The sequence below is a fragment of the Sphingomonas sp. genome (assembly GCF_964263785.1).
GTDB lineage: Bacteria > Pseudomonadota > Alphaproteobacteria > Sphingomonadales > Sphingomonadaceae > Sphingomonas.
In genome coordinates this window covers 1-17,727 of record NZ_CAXVWL010000115.1, presented here as the reverse complement: position 1 = coordinate 17,727, position 17,727 = coordinate 1, and the positions used below count along the sequence as shown (strand labels likewise).

21 protein-coding genes are annotated in these 17,727 nt (G+C 68.9%); 17 read left to right on the top strand and 4 right to left on the bottom strand.

Going from position 1 to position 17,727, the window contains the following annotated elements; all coding sequences use genetic code 11:
• Positions 1-82 precede the first annotated feature (82 nt).
• From ACE5C1_RS15150 to ACE5C1_RS15110, 9 genes are all read left to right on the top strand, one after another.
• Positions 83-355 carry a type II toxin-antitoxin system Phd/YefM family antitoxin gene (locus ACE5C1_RS15150; RefSeq protein ID WP_374944906.1) on the top strand — a complete coding sequence of 91 codons (273 nt, stop codon included), beginning with the start codon at positions 83-85 and terminating at the stop codon, positions 353-355.
• The gene (locus ACE5C1_RS15145; protein WP_374944905.1) at positions 342-752 is read left to right on the top strand and encodes a type II toxin-antitoxin system VapC family toxin; all 411 of its coding nucleotides are present in this window, start codon (positions 342-344) and stop codon (positions 750-752) included. Before ACE5C1_RS15150 ends, ACE5C1_RS15145 begins: the two co-directional genes overlap by 14 nt.
• Positions 749-2,083, top strand: coding sequence for a glutamate--tRNA ligase (gene gltX, locus ACE5C1_RS15140; protein ID WP_374944904.1), 1,335 nt, complete (start codon positions 749-751; stop codon positions 2,081-2,083). The genes ACE5C1_RS15145 and gltX overlap by 4 nt, the downstream gene beginning before the upstream one ends.
• A gap of 28 nt (positions 2,084-2,111) precedes the next feature.
• Positions 2,112-2,459: a hypothetical protein gene (locus ACE5C1_RS15135; RefSeq protein ID WP_374944903.1), complete on the top strand. Its 348-nt coding sequence runs from the start codon at positions 2,112-2,114 to the stop codon at positions 2,457-2,459.
• A 35-nt stretch (positions 2,460-2,494) separates the two neighbouring features.
• A complete protein-coding gene (gene ribD, locus ACE5C1_RS15130; RefSeq protein ID WP_374944902.1) occupies positions 2,495-3,463 on the top strand; it encodes a bifunctional diaminohydroxyphosphoribosylaminopyrimidine deaminase/5-amino-6-(5-phosphoribosylamino)uracil reductase RibD in 969 nt (322 codons plus the stop codon).
• On the top strand, positions 3,464-4,084 hold the full coding sequence (locus ACE5C1_RS15125; RefSeq protein ID WP_374944901.1) for a riboflavin synthase: 621 nt from the start codon (positions 3,464-3,466) through the stop codon (positions 4,082-4,084). It abuts the gene before it with no gap.
• Positions 4,071-5,234, top strand: coding sequence for a 3,4-dihydroxy-2-butanone-4-phosphate synthase (gene ribB / locus ACE5C1_RS15120; protein WP_374944900.1), 1,164 nt, complete (start codon positions 4,071-4,073; stop codon positions 5,232-5,234). Before ACE5C1_RS15125 ends, ribB begins: the two co-directional genes overlap by 14 nt.
• Complete coding sequence (ribH, locus tag ACE5C1_RS15115) at positions 5,234-5,647, top strand: 6,7-dimethyl-8-ribityllumazine synthase (protein ID WP_374944899.1); 414 nt, start codon at positions 5,234-5,236, stop codon at positions 5,645-5,647. The genes ribB and ribH overlap by 1 nt, the downstream gene beginning before the upstream one ends.
• A gap of 250 nt (positions 5,648-5,897) precedes the next feature.
• The gene (locus ACE5C1_RS15110) at positions 5,898-6,092 is read left to right on the top strand and encodes a hypothetical protein (RefSeq protein WP_374944898.1); all 195 of its coding nucleotides are present in this window, start codon (positions 5,898-5,900) and stop codon (positions 6,090-6,092) included.
• A gap of 20 nt (positions 6,093-6,112) precedes the next feature.
• Here the strand turns inward: ACE5C1_RS15110 and ACE5C1_RS15105 are convergent, their stop codons facing one another.
• On the bottom strand, positions 6,113-7,201 hold the full coding sequence (locus tag ACE5C1_RS15105) for an alkene reductase (RefSeq protein ID WP_374944897.1): 1,089 nt from the start codon (positions 7,199-7,201) through the stop codon (positions 6,113-6,115).
• A 52-nt stretch (positions 7,202-7,253) separates the two neighbouring features.
• Here ACE5C1_RS15105 and ACE5C1_RS15100 point away from each other — a divergent pair, with 52 nt between their 5' ends.
• Genes ACE5C1_RS15100 through ACE5C1_RS15075 form a run of 6 tightly spaced genes read left to right on the top strand, consistent with a single transcriptional unit; the run spans position 7,254 to position 13,123 of the window.
• Positions 7,254-8,198 (top strand): DMT family transporter, encoded by a 945-nt coding sequence (locus tag ACE5C1_RS15100; protein WP_374944896.1) that lies wholly within the window; start codon positions 7,254-7,256, stop codon positions 8,196-8,198.
• Positions 8,195-8,848, top strand: a complete 654-nt coding sequence (locus ACE5C1_RS15095) for a COQ9 family protein (protein ID WP_374944895.1) — start codon at positions 8,195-8,197, stop codon at positions 8,846-8,848. The genes ACE5C1_RS15100 and ACE5C1_RS15095 overlap by 4 nt, the downstream gene beginning before the upstream one ends.
• Positions 8,849-8,899: 51 nt before the next feature.
• Positions 8,900-9,154 carry a ferrous iron transport protein A gene (locus tag ACE5C1_RS15090; RefSeq protein ID WP_374944894.1) on the top strand — a complete coding sequence of 85 codons (255 nt, stop codon included), beginning with the start codon at positions 8,900-8,902 and terminating at the stop codon, positions 9,152-9,154.
• Positions 9,155-9,167: 13 nt separating this feature from the next.
• Positions 9,168-11,018: a ferrous iron transporter B gene (locus tag ACE5C1_RS15085; RefSeq protein ID WP_374944893.1), complete on the top strand. Its 1,851-nt coding sequence runs from the start codon at positions 9,168-9,170 to the stop codon at positions 11,016-11,018.
• Positions 11,019-11,030: 12 nt separating this feature from the next.
• Positions 11,031-11,582: a single-stranded DNA-binding protein gene (gene ssb, locus ACE5C1_RS15080; RefSeq protein WP_374944892.1), complete on the top strand. Its 552-nt coding sequence runs from the start codon at positions 11,031-11,033 to the stop codon at positions 11,580-11,582.
• A 5-nt stretch (positions 11,583-11,587) separates the two neighbouring features.
• Complete coding sequence (locus ACE5C1_RS15075; RefSeq protein ID WP_374944891.1) at positions 11,588-13,123, top strand: sensor histidine kinase; 1,536 nt, start codon at positions 11,588-11,590, stop codon at positions 13,121-13,123.
• Between the two features lie 15 nt (positions 13,124-13,138).
• Here ACE5C1_RS15075 and ACE5C1_RS15070 read toward each other — a convergent pair whose 3' ends face one another.
• The 3 genes from ACE5C1_RS15070 to ACE5C1_RS15060 form a co-directional block, all read right to left on the bottom strand.
• A complete protein-coding gene (locus ACE5C1_RS15070; protein ID WP_374944890.1) occupies positions 13,139-13,525 on the bottom strand; it encodes a response regulator in 387 nt (128 codons plus the stop codon).
• Positions 13,526-13,593: 68 nt separating this feature from the next.
• Positions 13,594-14,199 carry a methionine biosynthesis protein MetW gene (gene metW / locus ACE5C1_RS15065; protein WP_374944889.1) on the bottom strand — a complete coding sequence of 202 codons (606 nt, stop codon included), beginning with the start codon at positions 14,197-14,199 and terminating at the stop codon, positions 13,594-13,596.
• Positions 14,196-15,326 (bottom strand): homoserine O-acetyltransferase, encoded by a 1,131-nt coding sequence (locus ACE5C1_RS15060; protein WP_374944888.1) that lies wholly within the window; start codon positions 15,324-15,326, stop codon positions 14,196-14,198. The genes metW and ACE5C1_RS15060 overlap by 4 nt, the downstream gene beginning before the upstream one ends.
• 101 nt (positions 15,327-15,427) lie before the next feature.
• Here ACE5C1_RS15060 and hisC point away from each other — a divergent pair, with 101 nt between their 5' ends.
• The gene (hisC, locus tag ACE5C1_RS15055) at positions 15,428-16,528 is read left to right on the top strand and encodes a histidinol-phosphate transaminase (RefSeq protein ID WP_374944887.1); all 1,101 of its coding nucleotides are present in this window, start codon (positions 15,428-15,430) and stop codon (positions 16,526-16,528) included.
• Between the two features lie 63 nt (positions 16,529-16,591).
• Positions 16,592-17,497, top strand: coding sequence for a prephenate/arogenate dehydrogenase family protein (locus ACE5C1_RS15050; RefSeq protein ID WP_374944886.1), 906 nt, complete (start codon positions 16,592-16,594; stop codon positions 17,495-17,497).
• Positions 17,498-17,727 lie beyond the last annotated feature (230 nt).

Here is a 17,727-nt window from a genome sequence, read left to right as displayed (position 1 = left end):
TTAAACCGGGCGGTGACGAACGCAACCGTGTGGGTTGTTGCGGCCCGCCGGTTCGGCTAATAGTTTGGCCGAAAGGTTTTCCATGAAGCATGTGCCCATTGCCGAGTTCAAGGACCGGCTGTCCGAATTCGTCGCGGCGGTCGAGTCGGGGGAGGAAGTCACGATCACACGCCACGGCCGCGATGTGGCGCGGCTCGTCTCGCCTCAGGTGGACGAGATCGCCGAACGACGCAGGGTTCTGGCGGACATGGCGGAGTTTCGGGCCGGATTACACACCGACGGGGTCCGCATCACCCGCAGCGACGTCCTGGGCTGGATTGCCGAAGGCCGGAATCGAAACGATGATCGTCATTGATGCGTCGATGGCGGGACCGATGGTCCTGATCGACGAAGACCCGATTTCCAAAGCGATAGCCGAACGCCTTTCGGGCGAGACCATCGTCGTACCGGCGAACTGGCAGCTCGAATGCATGAGCATGCTGCATGTTGCGGAGCAACGCCGCCGGATCGACCGTGGTCAGCGGATCGGCGCGGCTCGACAGCTTAGAGCTCTACCGGTCCGGGTCGATCGGCAAACCGGTGAGCGCGCCTGGTCGGACACGTCGCGACTGGCGGACGAGCACAGCTTGACGGTGTACGACGCGGCCTATCTGGAACTGGCGATACGCTCGCAGGCCGCGCTGGCGACGCTCGATGGCGACTTGCGCGATGCGGCACTTGCGTCGGGCGTGGAAGTGCTGACGTTCAAATGACCGTCACCCGCTTCGCACCCTCCCCCACCGGCACGCTCCACGTCGGCAACATCCGCGCCGCGCTCCACAATTGGTTGTGGGCGAAGAAGACCGGCGGGCGCTTCGTTTTGCGGATCGACGACACCGATGCGACACGCAGCGAGGAGCGGTTCGTCGATGCGATCCGGCGCGACCTCGACTGGCTGGGGCTAGCGCCCGATGCGGAAGCGCGGCAGTCGGAACGGTTCGCGCTCTACGAAGCGCAGTTCGATGCGCTGGTGAAGGCCGGACGCATCTATCCCGCTTACGAGACCGCGCAGGAGCTCGACCTCAAGCGCAAGGTGCAGCTCGGGCGCGGGTTGCCGCCGATCTATGACCGCGCCGCGCTCGCGCTGACCGACCCCGATCGCGCGCGGCTTGAGGCCGACGGAATCCGCCCGCACTGGCGCTTCAGGCTCGACCACGCCGCCGCAATCGCCTGGGACGACCTCATCCGCGGTCCCCAGCATTTCGATGCTGCAACGATGAGCGACCCCGTTGTCCGCCGCGCCGACGGATCGTGGCTCTATATGCTCCCCTCGGCGATCGACGACGTCGACCTCCGCATCACTCACGTGGTGCGCGGCGAGGACCATGTGTCGAACACCACGCTCCAGCTCCAGATGTTCGCGGCGATGAATGCGGAACCGCCCGCCTTCGCCCACGCCGCCTTGCTGACCGGGGCGGAAGGCAAATTATCGAAGCGGCTCGGCAGCCTGGGCGTCGACCATTTCCGCGACACGGGGCTCGAGCCGCAGACGATCCGCGCGTTCCTCGCGCGCTTGGGCACCAGCGACGCGATCGAGGCGGTCGGCGACGATGCGCTGATCGCCGGGTTCGACTTCGCGCATTTCGGCCGCGCGCCCGCGCGCTTCGACGAAGCCGAGCTCGCGCACCTCAATGCGCGAATGATCCACGCGCTCGATTACGCCGATGTCGCCGAACGCTTGCCCGCCGGCATGGGCCGCGCCGAATGGGAAGCGGTGCGCCCCAATCTCACCACGGTCGCCGACGCCGCCGATTGGTGGCAAGTGATCGAAGGCCCGATCGACGCAAATGTCGACGTGGACGACCGCGACTATCTTGCGACCGCCGCGCAGACAGCCGCCACGATCGACTGGTCCGGCGACCCCTGGCACGCGCTCACCGCCGCGCTCAAGCAAGCGACGGGACGCAAGGGCAAGCCTTTGTTCCTGCCGCTGCGCCTGGCGCTGACGGCACGCGATCACGGCCCCGACATGGCGACGCTGCTGCCGCTGATCGGCCGCGCGCGCGCGATCGAACGGCTGGGGGCCGCAGCGGGTCTGGTCTAGCGCACGCGGCGCCCCTACATCCCGGCGCATGGCCTTTCTCGACCGCTTCTCGCCGGTGCGCGCCTACCGCGACCTCCGCTTCTTCCTGAGCCAGCGCCAGCCGTACGAGCTCGGCTTCCTGGTGCTCGCGATGGCGATCACCGGCTTCTTCGTCTACGCCTTCTACAGCGACAGCTCGATCGAGCCGGTCTACAAGCGCGACATCGTCTATGTCGAGCAATGGCCCGCGGACCGCACCGATGCGCAGATCCGCGCGCAGCAGAAGATCGACGAGCCGATCCGCCAGCGCGAACTGGCCGAGCAGAAGCAGGCCGACGACGAACGCCGGGCGTCGTTCCGCCGGCTCGACAAGAAGCTCGAAGGCTGGGGCCTCTGAACCACCCGGATGCGCATGGGCCGGATGCGCGCTGGATGGGCGCCGCGCTGGCACTCGCCGATCGCGGTCGCGGGCGGACGGCGCCCAACCCCAACGTCGGCTGCGTGATCGTCAAGGACGGCCGTGTCGCAGGCCGCGGCTGGACCCAACCGGGCGGACGCCCGCATGCCGAGGCGATGGCGCTGAGCCAGGCAGGCGAGCGCGCACGCGGCGCCACCGTCTACGCCACGCTGGAACCCTGCGCGCACGTCTCGCCGCGTGGCGCCACGTGCGCCGATCTGCTGGTCGCAGCAGGCGTCGCCCGCGTCGTCGTGGCGCTGCGCGACCCCGATCCGCGCACCGACGGTGCCGGGCATGCGCGCCTCGCCGATGCGGGGATCGCGGTCGACATCGGCGTCGAGGCCGCGGCGGCACGGCGGTCGATGGCGGGTTTCCTCACCCGCCGCATGCTCGGACGCCCGCACGTGACGCTCAAGCTCGCGACCTCGCTCGACGGCTGCATCGCACTGGCAAGCGGCGAGAGCCGCTGGATCACCGGCCCTGAGGCGCGCGCCCACGCGCACCTGGAGCGCACGCGGCACGAGGCGATCCTGGTCGGACGCGGAACGTTCGCGGCGGATGCGCCGAAGCTCGACGTCCGGCTGGCAGGGCTGGAGGAGCGGTCGCCGCGTCGCATCATGCTGTCGTCCACCGCGGAAAGCGGATGGGAGCACGTCGCCACGCCCGATGGCATCGCCGATCTCGCCGGGGTCGACCACCTCCTCATCGAGGGCGGCGCACGCACCGCCGCGGCCTTCCTTGCCGCCGATCTCGTCGACGGCCTCCTCCTCTACCGCGCGCCGATCCTGATCGGCGGCGGGCTCGCCAGCCTCGCCGACATCGGCATGACAGCGTTGACAGAAGCGCATGGACGATGGCAGCGCGCGGATACGCGCACGCTTGGCAGCGACACCCTGGAAGTCTACGAGCGCCATCGGCTGGTTGAGGCACGAAACGAGGGCTGAATGTTCACCGGAATCGTCACCGACATCGGCCGCATCGCCCGCGTGGAGCAGCGCGGCGATACCCGTGTGGTCGTCGAAACCGCGTACGACATGGCCGACGTCGATCTCGGCGCGTCGATCGCCTGTTCGGGCGTGTGCCTGACCGTGGTCGACAAGTCCGCCGCCGGCGCGCCGGGCTGGTTCGCGGTCGACGTTTCGGGCGAGACGATCGCGCGCACCGCGCAAGGCCAGTGGACCGAGGGCAAGCCGCTCAATCTGGAACGCGCGATGAAGCTCGGCGACGAGCTCGGCGGCCACATCGTCACCGGCCATATCGATGGGGTCGCCGAGGTGATCGGCGTCTGCCCCGAGGGCGATTCCAAGCGCATCGGCTTCAGCGTGCCCGGCGACCTCGCGCCGTTCATGGCGTCCAAGGGATCGGTCACCGTCGACGGCGTGTCGCTGACCGTCAACCAGGTCGCCGATCACGGCGGGACCACGCATTTCTCGATCAACGTCATCCCGCATACCCAGGCGATGACGACCTTGGGCGCGCTCGAAGCGGGCCAGGCGGTCAACATCGAAATCGACGTCCTCGCCCGCTACCTCCGACGGATGGAGCATTACCGTGCAAAAGCCTGAACGCTCTCAAGGGGAATTGGCGCGTCTTCGCCACGGTTTCCTGTCCTCTCCCGAGGAGATCATCGACGAGGCCCGTAACGGCCGGATGTTCATCCTGGTCGACGACGAGGATCGCGAGAACGAGGGCGACCTGGTCATCCCCGCGCAGATGGCTACCCCTGAGAAAATCAACTTCATGGCGAAACACGGCCGCGGGCTGATCTGTCTCGCGCTGTCGAAGCGCCGCGTCGACGAGCTCGGGCTCGGCCTGATGAGCCGCAACAACGGCACCCGCCACGAGACCGCCTTCACCACCTCGATCGAGGCGCGCGACGGCGTCACGACGGGCATCTCCGCCGCGGACCGCGCACGCACCGTCGCGGTCGCGATCGATTCCTCCAAGGGCCGCGACGAGATCGTCACGCCCGGCCACGTCTTCCCGCTGGTGGCGCGCGACGGCGGCGTGCTGGTGCGCGCCGGGCATACCGAGGCGGCGGTCGACGTGTCGCGCCTGGCCGGGCTCAACCCGTCGGGGGTGATCTGCGAGATCATGAACGAGGACGGCACCATGAGCCGCCTCGACGACCTGGTGTCGTTCGCGCAGCTCCACAATCTCAAGATCGGCACGATCCGCGACCTGATCGCCTACCGCCGCCGCCACGACCATCTGGTCGAGAAGCGCGCGGAGATGTCGTTCGATTCGCATTGGGGCGGCCAATGGCGCGCGATCACCTATTTCAACAAGGCGAGCGGCGACGAGACGATCGCGTTGGTCAAGGGCTGCATCGACCCGCACGTGCCGACGCTGGTCCGCATGCACACCATGTCGATGTTCGTCGACGTGTTCGGCGAGGAGAACGAGCGCGCCGGGTTGCTCTCGCGCTCGATGGAGCTGATCGCCGAGGAAGGCGCGGGCGTCATCGTCGTCATCAATCGCCCGATGAAGGATTCGGTGTCGCGCTTCATGAAGCTGCGCGGCGAAGGCAAGGGCGCCGGGACTCCCGAGATCGAGGAGCTGCGCGATTACGGCGTCGGCGCGCAGATTCTCGCCGAGATGGGCGTGCAGGACATGGTGCTGCTGACCAACACCCACCATACCCTGGTCGCGCTCGACGGCTACGGCCTGTCGATCGTCGGCGAACGCCGGATCGCGGGCACCGAGGGCGAGTGATGGCAAACATCCTCATCGTCGAAGCGCGCTTCTACGACCATCTGAACGACCTCCTGCTCGACGGCGCGCGCGCGGCGATCGAGGCGGCCGGGCACACCCACGAGACGGTCACCGTCCCCGGCGCGCTCGAAGTCCCCGGCGCCATCGCGCTCGCCGCCGAGCAGTACGACGCCTTCGTGGCGCTCGGCGTCGTCATCCGCGGCGAAACCTATCATTTCGAGATCGTCGCGGGCGAGAGCGCGCGCGGAATCATGGCGCTGACGATGGACGGTCTGGCGATCGGCAACGGCATCCTGACCACCGAGGACGAGGCGCAGGCGCTGACCCGTGCGCGCCCGACCGAAAAGGACAAGGGCGGCGATGCGGCCAAGGCGGCGCTTGCGATGCTGGCGTTGAAGGACCGGTTCGGCTGAGATGACGGAGGTCCCCCCGCCGCGCTACCGCGTCGTCTAGCGCGGGCGGCGGCTGGAGGTGATCGACAGCGCCACAGGCGAGGCGGTCAAGCCGCATATGCCACGCTCCGTCACCGAACCGATCCACCAAGCGGCATCGCGCTGGCCGACGTTGCCCGAGCCGTAGGGGTTCGACGGTCGCGCGCTGCTGACGAGCCATCGCTGGTACGACGGCAAAGCCCCTCGCCGCCTCCTTCTCGACGCCGACACGGTGCAGCTGATCGGGCGGCTCAAGCTGCGCGCCCTGTTCGCCGCGATGGCCGCATTGCTGATTGCGATCGTTACGCCCTCGATATGTCTCGTGCTCCTCGCGCCGCTCGTGTTGGCCTTCCCGCAGGTACGCGGCGTGGTTCGTTCGGTATCGACGCGCTGGCTGGACAGGTTCGACGAGCCGGTCGCACGCTGACCGGCTCGTCGATACGCTTGTCAGGCTTCGGCGTGCTCGAGCGCCGGATAGTCTACATACCCTTCCGGCCCTTGGCTGTACCACGTCCGGGGATTGCTCTCGTTTAGCGGCGCGCCGGTTCGCAGCCGTTCGGGCAGGTCGGGGTTGGCGAGGAAGGTGCGTCCGAAGCTGATCGCGTCGGCGGTGCCCGCGTCGAGGACCGCCTGCGCGTCCGCGGCGGAGGTATAGTCCGAATTGAGGATCAGCACGCCATCGTATGCCGCGCGGATCGCAGGGGACAGCTTGGGCACGTCGGTGCGTCCGAAGGTGCCGTCGGGGCCGGGCTCGCGCAGTTCCAGCGCGGAGATGCCGATCTCCGCCAGCGCCTTTGCCGCGGGGACGAACACCGCCAGCGGGTTGGAATCGTCGACCCCCTGTGATTCGCCATTGGGGGAGAGCCGCACGCCGGTGCGATCCGCCCCCGCCACCGATGCCACCCGTTCGGCGACGTCGCGCAGCAGGCGGATGCGGTTCTCAGGCGTGCCGCCGTAGCGGTCGTCGCGGTGGTTGGCGCCGTCGCGCAGGAACTGGTCGATCAGATAGCCATTGGCGGCGTGGATCTGCACCCCGTCGAACCCGGCCGCCATCGCGTTGCGGGTGGCGCGCGCATAATCGTCGAGCAGCCGCGGCATCTCGTCGAGGGTCAGCGGCCGTGCGACCTCGAAGTCCTGCTTGCCCTCATACGTGTGCGCCTGCCCCGCGGTCCGCGTCGCCGAGGACGACACCGGCTGGCCCTCGATCACCGAGGAATGCACCTGCCGCCCCATGTGCCACAATTGCGCGACGATGCGCCCGCCCGCCTTGTGCACCGCGTCGGTTACCGGCTGCCACGCCGCGGCCTGCTCGTCGGTCCACAGCCCCGGCGCATAAGGCCAGCCGAGCCCTTCGCGGCTGATGCCGGTCGCTTCCGAGATGATGAGCCCCGCGCTCGCCCGCTGCGCATAATAATCCGTCATGATCGCGCTCGGCACCGCCTGCTTGTCCGCGCGGCCGCGGGTGAGCGGCGCCATAACGACGCGATTGGGAGCGTGGATCGCGCCGATATCGAGCGGCGAAAAGAGGCTGGGCATGCGAATTCCTGTCTGGTCTGTCGGTCGCCAAGATAGGGCGCTACACGGCCGCATGCACGCGGGCACCTCTACAAGAAAAACTGACCCTCGCCCAAGCGGGCGGCGATTGGCGTTCGCGGCGCCGCTCGTTGCCAACGTCGCGCTGGCGTTCGGGCCGTGGTTCGTGCGGGTCGCCGACGTCGGGCCGGTCGCCTCGGCGTTCTGGCGGATCACGCTGGCGGCACCGCTGCTCGCCGGGCTCGCGCTGGCCGGCGGTGCACGGCCGGCGCGGTTACCGGGCGGGCTGTGGCTGCTGCTGGCGGTCGGCGGCGTCGCCTTCGCGGCGGACCTGGCGAGCTGGCATCTCGGCATCCCGCGCACCACGCTCGCCAATGCGACGCTGTTCGGCAATTGCGCGACGCTGATGTTTCCGATCTACGGCTTCCTGGTCGCGCGCGCCTGGCCGACGCCGAGCCAGGGCTGGGCGCTGGCGCTTGCCGCCGCCGGCGCCGCGTTGCTGCTCGGCCGGTCGTACCAGCTCGATCCGCGCAACCTGGCGGGTGACCTGTTGTGCCTGCTCGCGGGCGTCCTCTACACGGCGTATTTCATCGCCATGGCGCGCGCGCGCGCAACGATGGAGCCGCTGTCGGCGCTGACGCTGTCGACGATCGCCAGCATCGTGCCGCTGTATCTCGCCACGTTACTGGTCGGCGAAAGCCTGTGGCCCGGCGGCTGGACCCCGCTGATCGGGCTGGCGCTGGTCAGCCAGGTGGTCGGGCAAGGCTGCATGATCTATGCGCTGGGCGCTTTGCCGCCGCTGGTGATCGGCATCGGGCTGCTCGTTCAGCCGGTGGTCGCCGCGACGATCGGCTGGATCGTCTACGGCGAGCGGCTCGGCCTGCCCGACCTGCTCGGCGCAGTCATGGTCGCGGTGGCGCTGGTGCTCGTCCGCCGCACGCCTGCGCTTGCGCAAGGAGCCGACGCACCGCATCTGGAGCCCCGAGGAGTTTGCGAGTGACCGATGACCTGACGCTGGACGAGGTCCGCGCGACGCTTGCTCCCGGCATCGCCAGCAACGCCGCTTTCGATGGCTGGGGCGATGCGGCGCGCGACATGGCCGCCGATGGCGCAGGGATCGACCGCGACGTCGCGCGCATCGCCTTTCCCGGCGGCGCGGTCGACATGATCGACGCCTGGTTTGCCGCGGTCGATGCGCAGATGATCGCCGCCCTGCCGGCCGAGACGCTGGCGGCGATGAAGGTCCGCGAACGGATCACCGCCTTGATCGAGTCGCGACTCGACGCGGTCGCGCCCGAGCGCGAAGCCTTGCGCCGCGCGATCGCCGTCCTGGCGCTGCCCACCAACGTTGCGCGCGCGGCGCAACTCGGGTGGCGCACGGTCGACACGATGTGGGCGCGCGCGGGCGACACCGCGACCGACTACAACCATTATACCAAACGTGCGACGCTGCTTGCGGTCTACGCCTCGACCGTGTCGGTCTTCCTGGACGACGACAGCGAGGGACACGCCGACGCCCGCGCCTTTCTCGCGCGCCGCATCGACGGGCTCATGCGGTTCGAACAGGCCAAGGCCGGATTTTTGCGCCGCACGCAGAATCTGCCGAGCCTGTCGCGGTTCGTCGGACGGCTTCGCTATCCAGTCGCATGAGCGGTTGTTTTCGTCATTGATAATCAATCGCAACGCGCATATGTCCGCTGCATGGCCAGCACCATCAGTCTCGAAACCTTCCCGCGCCGCCAGCAGGCGACGGTTGCCGCGATCGACTGGACCCGCCTGGCGGTCCCTGAGGCGCGACGGTTGCGCGAACTCGGCTTCGACGAAGGCGTCTCGGTCGAGGTGCTCCACCGCGCCACGCTGGGCGCCGGGCCGATCGCCTGCCGCATCGGCCGGATGACGGTGGCGCTGCGCCGTGCGGTCGCCGCGTCGATCCGCGTCGCCCCGCTCGCCGGATAGAACCACACCCATTATGCACGCGCAGCCGCTGGTCGCGCTGGTCGGCAATCCCAATGCCGGCAAGAGCGCGCTGTTCAATGCGCTCACCGGCGCGCGGCAGAAGGTCGGCAATTACCCCGGCGTCACGGTCGAGCGCCATTCGGGCCGCTTCGTCCTCGACGACGGCCGCCCGGTCGAACTGGTCGACCTGCCCGGCGCCTACAGCCTGGATCCTTCCAGCCCCGACGAACGCGTCACCCGCGACGTCGTCACCGGCACCCAGACGGGCGAGCGCCGCCCCGACGCGCTGATCGTCGTCGTCGATGCCGCCAATCTCGACAACCACCTGCGCTTCACCCTCCAGCTGATCGCGCTCGGCCTGCCCGTCGTCGTCGCGCTCAACATGGTCGACCTCGCGGAGCGCGACGGGCTGGTCCTCGACGCGGAGATCCTCGAACGCGAGCTCGGCGTGCCCGTCGTGCCCACCGTCGCGGTCCGCCGCCGCGGTCTCGACGATCTGCGCGCGCGGCTGTCGCCGCTGCTGACCGGCGCCCGCCCCCGCGCTGCCGCTTACCCTGAGGACATGGCCGCGCTCCAGCGCCGCGCCCGCGCGATCGCTACCGCAGCGACGGTGTCCGAAACCCCGCGCCGCCGCTGGACCCACATCCTCGATGCGGTCGCGCTCCATCCTGTGGTCGGTCCGCTGCTGCTGCTCGCGCTGCTGTTCGTCATGTTCCAGGGGGTCTTCGCCTGGTCGGAGGCCCCGATCGGCTGGATCGAGCAGGGCTTTGCCGCACTGGAAGGTCTGGCACGCACGACGCTCCCCGCAGGCTTCGTCCGCTCGCTCGTCACCGACGGGCTGATCGCAGGCGTCGGCGCGGTGATCGTGTTCCTGCCGCAGATCTTGATCCTGTTCCTCTTCATCCTGGTGCTGGAAGCATCGGGCTACATGGTCCGCGCCGCGTTCCTGATGGACCGGCTGATGGCGCCCGTCGGCCTGTCGGGGCGCGCGTTCATCCCGTTGCTGTCGTCCTTCGCCTGCGCGGTGCCGGGGATCATGGCGACCCGCACGATCGACGACGAGCGCGACCGGCTGACGACCATCCTCATCGCGCCGCTGATGACGTGTTCGGCGCGCTGGCCGGTGTATCTCATCATTGTCGGCGCCTTCATCCCGGATACGAAGGTGCTCCCGTTGGTCGGCTTGCAGGGCCTCGTCCTGTTCGCACTCGTCCTGATCGGTGCGGCCAGCGCGTATGCGGTCGCCTGGGTCTTCCGCCGCACCATCACCAAGGGCGAATCGTCGGGCTTCATGATGGAGATGCCCAAATACCAATGGCCGCGCCCGGGCGACGTCGCCATCGGCCTTTGGCAGCGCGCGCTGATCTTCCTCAAGCGTGCCGGCACGATCATCGCGCTGACCACGGTCGTGCTGTGGGTGCTGCTGAGCTACCCCAAACCACCCGCGGGCAGCGCAGTCAGCCAGGTCGATTATTCGATCGCGGGCCGGATCGCCAACGGACTGGAGGTCGTCGTCCGCCCCATCGGCTTCAACCGCGACATCGCGCTGGCGCTGATCCCGGCGATGGCGGCGCGCGAGGTCGCGGTGGCCGCGATCGGCACCGTCTATGCGATCGACGATCCCGAGGCCGCGGGCGGGCAGCAGGCGATCACCGACAATCTGCGCAAGCGGTGGAGCCTGCCGACCGCGCTCGCCTTCCTGATGTGGTTCGTCTTCGCGCCGCAGTGCATCTCGACGATCGCGGTCACCAGGCGGGAGACCAACGGCTGGAAATGGCCCGCCTTCATGCTCGCATATTTGTTCGGGCTCGCCTACGTGATGGCCGGAATCACCTACTGGTCCGCGGTCGCGCTGGGCCTCTGAACGGAGCGAATCATGGCGGGCAGCGTCAACAAGGTCATCCTGGTCGGCAATCTCGGCAAGGATCCCGAGAGCCGGTCGTTCCAGAACGGCGGCAAGGTCGTCGAGCTGCGCATCGCCACGTCCGAATCGTGGAAGGACCGCAACTCGGGCGAGCGCAAGGAAAAGACCGAGTGGCACACCGTCAAGGTGTTCAACGAGGGCCTCGCCAACGTCGCCGAGAAGTACCTGCGCAAAGGTTCCAAGGTCTATATCGAAGGCGCGCTGACCACCCGCAAGTGGCAGGACCAGTCGGGCGCCGACCGCTATTCGACCGAGGTGACGCTCCAGGGCTTCAACAGCGTCCTGACCATGCTCGACGGCCCGGGTGGTAATCAGGGGGGCGGCGGCGGTGGGGCGCGCGGTGGCGGCGACGAGGATTGGGCGAGCGGCGGCAACGACTTCGGTCGCGGCGCGGGTAGCGGCGGCGGGCGCGCGGCGCCGGCAGCAGGGAACGCGGGCGGGCGCGGCGGGTTCATCCAGGGCGGCGGCTTTGCCGACGACCTGGATGACGACGTACCCTTCTGAATCCCTTGAACAAACCGCCCTCCTTCGCCGCGGCCCTGCCTGCCGACCCCGAGACCATTGCCCAGGTCTCGGCGGCGTATGACGTCGCGGGCGCGGTCGATCGCGGCGCGTTCGACGATCTCGCGGAATTCATCGGCGCGCTGTGCGAGGTGCCGATCGCGCTGGTCACCGTCATGGACGACCAAATCCACCGCTTCATCGCGCGGCTCGGCACCGATCTGACCGAATCGCCGCGCGCCATCTCCTTCTGCACCCACGCGATGGAAGTGCCCGGCGTGACCGAGGTGCCCGACGCCTCGCTCGATCCGCGCTTTGCCGAAAATCCGCTGGTCACCGGCCCGCTCCACCTGCGCTTTTACGCCGGCGTCCCGCTGGTATCCGCGGAGGGTGTGGCGTTCGGCACCGTCTGCGTCTTCGATACCGAACCCCGCGCCGGGCTGACCGACCTCCAGCGCCAGGGGATGGACGTCGTCGCGCGCGCGGCGCTCGCCCGCCTCGACACCGAGCGCGGCGACCGCGAGGAAACCGTCGCCGCCGCCCGCCGCCGTCACACGCTTGAGGACAGCGAACGCCGCTTCCGCACGCTCGCCGACGCCATGCCGCAAATGGTCTGGTCGACGCTGCCCGACGGCTTCCACGATTATTACAACGCCCGCTGGTACGAATATACCGGCGTGCCCGAAGGTACCACCGACGGCGAGGCGTGGAACGGCGTGTTCCATCCGGACGATCAGGAGCGCGCCTGGGCCCTGTGGCGGCACTCGCTGAGTACCGGCGATCCGTATCAAATCGAATACCGCCTCCGCCACGCCGACGGCACCTATCGCTGGGTGCTCGGCCGGGCGTTGCCGATGCGCGACGCGACGGGCGCGATCACGCGCTGGTTCGGCACCTGCACCGATATCCACGAACAGAAACTGGCGCTGGAGGAGCGCGAAGTGGTCAGCCAGGAGCTGAGCCACCGGATCAAGAACATCTTCGCGGTGATCGCCGGGCTGGTCGGCTTCGCCGCGCGCGGCCGCCCCGAATTCGCCCCGATGGCGACCGACCTGCGACAGCGGATCACCGCGCTCGGCCGCGCGCACGATTTCGTGCGGCCGCACAGCGCCACCTCGCGCCCGACCGCGCGGCAGGACAGCCTGCACGGCCTGCTCGACGAATTGTTCGAGGCTTATCAAGGCCGCGACGACCGGCGCATCCGCATCGAGGGCGATGACGTGGCCGTGGACGATCGCTCGGCCACTCCGCTGGCGCTGCTGTTCCACGAGCTGGCGACCAACGCGACCAAATACGGCGCCTTGTCAAAGGCCGGGGGCACGATCACCGTGCGGATCGCGGCCGACGACGATCATGCCACGACGACCTGGATCGAGCAGGGTGGCCCGCCGATCGCGGCGCCGCCCGCCGGTTCGGGCTTCGGCAGCCAGCTGGTCGAGCTGAGCGCGGTGCGCCAGCTCGGCGGCACGGTGACGCGCGAATGGCGCCCCGATGGGCTGAGCGTGACGGTAACCACCCCGATCGCCTCGTTCAGCCGGCGCTGACGCCGGCGTCGCAGGTCACACCGGCAGCGTCACGACATCCTTGTGCACCGGCGGCACGCCGTCACCCGCCAGTGCGGCCGCCGCCAGGATCGCGGACTCGCTGAACGGCTTGCGGACATAGCCCAGCGCGCCGTCGCCGTTGCCGATCTGCGCGGGGTTGGCGGTGACGAAGACGCAGCGAACGCCGAACTCATGGGTGATGCGCGCGGCGATGTCGGGCCCGGTCGGTCCGTCGCGCAGGTTCACGTCGACAAAGGCGAAACCGCAGGTCGGCGCCGCGGCCAGCGCCGCCTCGCGGTCGGCGGCGATCGCGGTCACGGTATAGCCCGCGTCGGTCAGGATCCGTTCCAGGTCCAGGGCAACGAAGATCTCGTCTTCGACGATCAATGCGGTCTTGGTCATGATCGACAAGGAACCGCCGGTGAGAAAACATGTTCCATGTTAAGCGTTTATCGTCGCCGATCGTTGCGTCACGGCCACACCCCCTGTGGGCGCGACAGCAGGAACACCGCATGCTCCGCCAGCGCGTTGGCGGCGGCGCGCGAGCGGCGGCGGTCGCCCGACAGGAACCAGGCGTCCTCGATCACCACGTCGCGCTTGCGCAGGAACGCACGGAAATCGTCGATCGTCAGGTGATGGATGTTCGGCGTATCGTACCAGCGCTCGGGCAGCGTCCGCGTCACCGGCATCCGCCCGCCCCACAGCAACGACAGCCGCACGCTCCAATGCCCGAAATTGGGGAAGCTGACGAACGCCTTGCGCCCGATCCGCAGCAGATGGTCGAGCACCACGTGCGGCGCCTGCGCGCTCTGCAAGGTCTGGCTGAGGATCGCATAATCGAAACTGCCGTCCGGGTAGCCGTCGAGATCGATGTCGGCATCCCCCTGGATCACCGATAGCCCGCGCGCGACCGCCGCGGCGACATTGCCCGCGTCCAGTTCCAGCCCGCGCGCATCCACCCCTTTACGCGCACGCAGCTCGGCCATCAGCGCCCCGTCGCCACAACCGACATCGAGCACCCGCGCACCCGCCGCGACATGGTCGGCGATGATCGCCAGATCGGGGCGCAGCGTCATGCGCCGCCCCGCAGGAACCCATCCACCACCCGGTTCAATTCGGGAGACTTCAGCAGAAAGGCGTCGTGACCATAAGGACTGCGCAATTCGACGAAGCTCGCCGCCGCCCCTGCCGCATTGAGCGCATGGACGATGCCGCGCGATTCCGCGGTCGGGTACAGCCAGTCGGTGTCGAAGCTGACGAGGCAGAAGCGCGTGGAGCCGCCGCGGAACGCATTCGCCAGCCGCCCGCCATGCTCCTCCGCCAGATCGAAATAATCCATCGCACGGGTGATATAGAGATAGGAATTGGCATCGAAACGATCGACGAACGCGATTCCCTGGTGGCGCAGATAGCTCTCGACCTGGAAATCGGCGTCGAACCCGAACGATTTTGCGCCGTCGGGCGCATCCGGGCGCCCTTGCAAGCGCCGCCCGAACTTGCTGGTAAGCCCGGCCTCCGACAGATAGGTGATGTGCGCCGCCATCCGCGCCACCGCCAGCCCCGCCGCAGGTGGATCGTCATGGCCGTAATAGTCGCCGCCGCGCCACTTGGGGTCCGCCATCACCGCCTGCCGCCCGACCTCGTGAAAGGCGATGTTCTGGGCGGTGTGGCGCGCGGTCGACGCGATCACCACCGCGCTACGCACCCGTTCGGGAAAGGTCGCCGCCCAGGACAGCGCCTGCATCCCCCCCATCGACCCGCCGACCACCGCCGCCAAGCACTCCACCCCGAGATGATCGAGCAGCAGCGCCTGCGCACGCACCATGTCGCGGATCGTGATCACCGGAAACGCCATGCCCCAGGGGCGCCCGGTCGCGGCGTCGATGCTCGCGGGTCCCGCCGATCCCATGCAACTGCCCAGCACGTTGGCGCACACCACGAAATGCCGCGCCGGGTCGATCGGCTTGCCGGGTCCAACCATCCGCGTCCACCACCCCGGCTTGCCGGTTCGCGGGTGCGCCGAGGCGACATGCTGGTCGCCGGTCAGCGCATGGCAGATCAGGACCGCGTTGGAGGTGTCTGCGTTCAGGTCGCCATAGGTCTCGTACGCAACATCGACCCGTTCCAGCCGCGCCCCGCCGTCGAGCGCGAGCGGCCCGAGCGTGACATGGCGCCCGAGGCCGAACCGCTGGTCGTGGAGCATGCCCGGCGTTTAACGGCGTGTGGGCAAGGGGCAAGACCCGCTCCGTCACCCGGGACACGTCCGGGGTGACGAACGACGGCGGCCCCGCTACACCCCGCGACATGACAGCCCCCGCGCCCAAACCCTGGATCCAGGCGATCGCCCCCTACATTCCCGGCCGCTCGACCACCGACGACGGCCGCACCGTCGCCAAGCTGTCGTCGAACGAGAACCCGCTCGGCACCAGCGCCGCGGCGACGGCCGCGTTCGAAGCCGCCGACCGGACGCTGGCGCGCTATCCCGACGCCAGCGCCGCCGACATGCGCGCCGCGATCGCCGCGGCGCACGGGCTCGACCCGGACCGCATCATCTATGGCACCGGCTCCGACGAACTGCTCCACCTCGCGGCGGGCGCCTATGCCGGGGTCGGCGACGAGGTGATCCACGTCCGCTACGGCTTTGCGGTCTACGACATCGCCACTCGCCGCGTCGGCGCGACTCCCGTGGTGGTCCCCGACCGCGACTATGCGACCGACGTCGATGCGATCCTCGCCGCGGTGACGGAGCGGACCCGCGTCGTCTTCGTCGCCAATCCCAACAATCCCACCGGCACCTTCGCCCCGCGCGCCGAGATCGCGCGCCTCCACGCCGGGCTGCCGCGCGACGTGCTGCTCGTCCTCGACCAGGCCTATGCCGAATATCTCGCGCCGCACGAGGACGACGCCGGCCTCGCGCTGGCGATGACCGAGGCGAACGTGCTGGTCACCCGCACCTTCTCCAAGATCCACGGCCTTGCCGCAGAACGGATCGGCTGGGGCTATGCGTGTCCGCAGGTGATCGACGCAATGCACCGCATCCGCGCGCCGTTCAACGTAACGACCGCAGGCCAGGCAGCCGCCATTGCGGCGGTGGCGGACGACGCGTTCGTCGATGCCACCCGCGCGCACAACACCCACTGGCGTACGTGGTTCGAGGGCGAGATCGCGGCACTCGGCAACGCCGGGCTGCGCGCGATTCCGTCCAAGGCGAACTTCGTCCTGATCGTCTTCGAAGGGGCTTTGACCGCGGAGGCCGCGTATAAAGGCTTGATGGACGCGGGCTACATCGTCCGCTGGCTCCCCGGTCAGGGCCTGCCGCACGGCCTTCGCATCACCATCGGCACCGAAGACGAGACCCGCGGCGTCGCCGCCGCGCTGCGCGCGCTGGTGGAGTCCGCGGCTTGACCCACATCTTCCGTCACCCCGGGCTTGACCCGGAATCCCGCTTGGTCATTGCGTAGGGCGGCCATGCTTCCATTCTCCCGCATCGCCGTCGTCGGCCTCGGCCTGATCGGCTCGTCGGTCGTGCGCGCGGTGCGTGAGGCGATGCCGACGGTGCACCTCACCGGCTACGACGCCGACCCGGATGTCCGCGCCACCGCGCTGCGCCTCGACCTCTGCGACGACATCGCCGACACCCCCGGCGCGGCGGTGATCGACGCCGACCTCGTCGTCCTGTGCGTCCCCGTCGGCGCGATCGGCACGGTCGCGGGCGAGCTTGGCCCCGACCTTCCCGCCGAAGCGATCGTCACCGACGTCGGCAGCTGCAAGGCCGAGGTCGCCCGCGCGCTCGCGCTTGCGCTCCCTACCCACGCAATCGTCCCAGCACACCCCGTCGCGGGCACCGAGCGCAGCGGCCCCGAAGCGGGCTTCGCGACGCTGTTCCATGGCCGCTGGTGCATCCTCACCCCGCTCGAAGGCACGCCCGAGGTCGCGACCGAACGCGTTGCCGAATTCTGGCGGCGTCTTGGCGCGGAAGTCGAGCGGATGGACCCCGACCACCACGACCGCGTGCTGGCGATCACCAGCCACCTCCCCCACCTCATCGCCTACACCATCGTCGGCACCGCCAGCGACCTGGAGGAGGTGACGCAGAGCGAGGTCATCAAATATTCGGCCGGGGGTTTTCGCGACTTCACCCGCATCGCCGCGTCCGACCCGACGATGTGGCGCGACGTCTTCCTTACCAACCGCGAGGCGGTGCTGGAAATGCTCCAGCGCTTCAGCGAGGACCTCAGCCAGCTCCAGCGCGCGATCCGCTGGGGCAAGGGCGACGAGCTGTTCGACCTCTTCACCCGCACCCGCGCGGTCCGGCGATCGATCGTCGAGCAGGGCCAGGACGACGCAAGGGAGGATTTCGGGCGGTCGCATTGAGCCAGCGATCGTCGTCGGACAGCCCCAGACGATAGTCAGTTCACGGCCCACTCCCGGCGATGACGGCAGGCAAAGCCGCCGCTGCGCCAGGTGTCAGAACCGCTCGAGGCTGTTGAAAAACGGCTGCTTGCGACGGTGTCGAGGGCGTGATTCACTCCTGCAAGGCGGTAGGGGGATCACGGACATGATGGGTCGGCAGGTGGCACAGGGCGCGCTGTTCTACGGTTTTC

Excerpts from the sequence above, each read along its gene's own strand:
- ACE5C1_RS15150 (WP_374944906.1), top strand. The coding sequence starts at position 83 with ATGAAGCATGTGCCCATTGCCGAGTTCAAGGACCGGCTGTCCGAATTC.
- ACE5C1_RS15145 (WP_374944905.1), top strand. The coding sequence starts at position 342 with ATGATCGTCATTGATGCGTCGATGGCGGGACCGATGGTCCTGATCGAC.
- gltX (WP_374944904.1), top strand. The coding sequence starts at position 749 with ATGACCGTCACCCGCTTCGCACCCTCCCCCACCGGCACGCTCCACGTC.
- ACE5C1_RS15135 (WP_374944903.1), top strand. The coding sequence starts at position 2,112 with ATGGCCTTTCTCGACCGCTTCTCGCCGGTGCGCGCCTACCGCGACCTC.
- ribD (WP_374944902.1), top strand. The coding sequence starts at position 2,495 with ATGGGCGCCGCGCTGGCACTCGCCGATCGCGGTCGCGGGCGGACGGCG.
- ACE5C1_RS15125 (WP_374944901.1), top strand. The coding sequence starts at position 3,464 with ATGTTCACCGGAATCGTCACCGACATCGGCCGCATCGCCCGCGTGGAG.
- ribH (WP_374944899.1), top strand. The coding sequence starts at position 5,234 with ATGGCAAACATCCTCATCGTCGAAGCGCGCTTCTACGACCATCTGAAC.
- ACE5C1_RS15105 (WP_374944897.1), bottom strand. The coding sequence starts at position 7,201 with ATGCCCAGCCTCTTTTCGCCGCTCGATATCGGCGCGATCCACGCTCCC.
- ACE5C1_RS15100 (WP_374944896.1), top strand. The coding sequence starts at position 7,254 with ATGCACGCGGGCACCTCTACAAGAAAAACTGACCCTCGCCCAAGCGGG.
- ACE5C1_RS15090 (WP_374944894.1), top strand. The coding sequence starts at position 8,900 with ATGGCCAGCACCATCAGTCTCGAAACCTTCCCGCGCCGCCAGCAGGCG.
- ACE5C1_RS15085 (WP_374944893.1), top strand. The coding sequence starts at position 9,168 with ATGCACGCGCAGCCGCTGGTCGCGCTGGTCGGCAATCCCAATGCCGGC.
- ssb (WP_374944892.1), top strand. The coding sequence starts at position 11,031 with ATGGCGGGCAGCGTCAACAAGGTCATCCTGGTCGGCAATCTCGGCAAG.
- ACE5C1_RS15070 (WP_374944890.1), bottom strand. The coding sequence starts at position 13,525 with ATGACCAAGACCGCATTGATCGTCGAAGACGAGATCTTCGTTGCCCTG.
- metW (WP_374944889.1), bottom strand. The coding sequence starts at position 14,199 with ATGACGCTGCGCCCCGATCTGGCGATCATCGCCGACCATGTCGCGGCG.
- ACE5C1_RS15060 (WP_374944888.1), bottom strand. The coding sequence starts at position 15,326 with ATGCTCCACGACCAGCGGTTCGGCCTCGGGCGCCATGTCACGCTCGGG.
- hisC (WP_374944887.1), top strand. The coding sequence starts at position 15,428 with ATGACAGCCCCCGCGCCCAAACCCTGGATCCAGGCGATCGCCCCCTAC.
- ACE5C1_RS15050 (WP_374944886.1), top strand. The coding sequence starts at position 16,592 with ATGCTTCCATTCTCCCGCATCGCCGTCGTCGGCCTCGGCCTGATCGGC.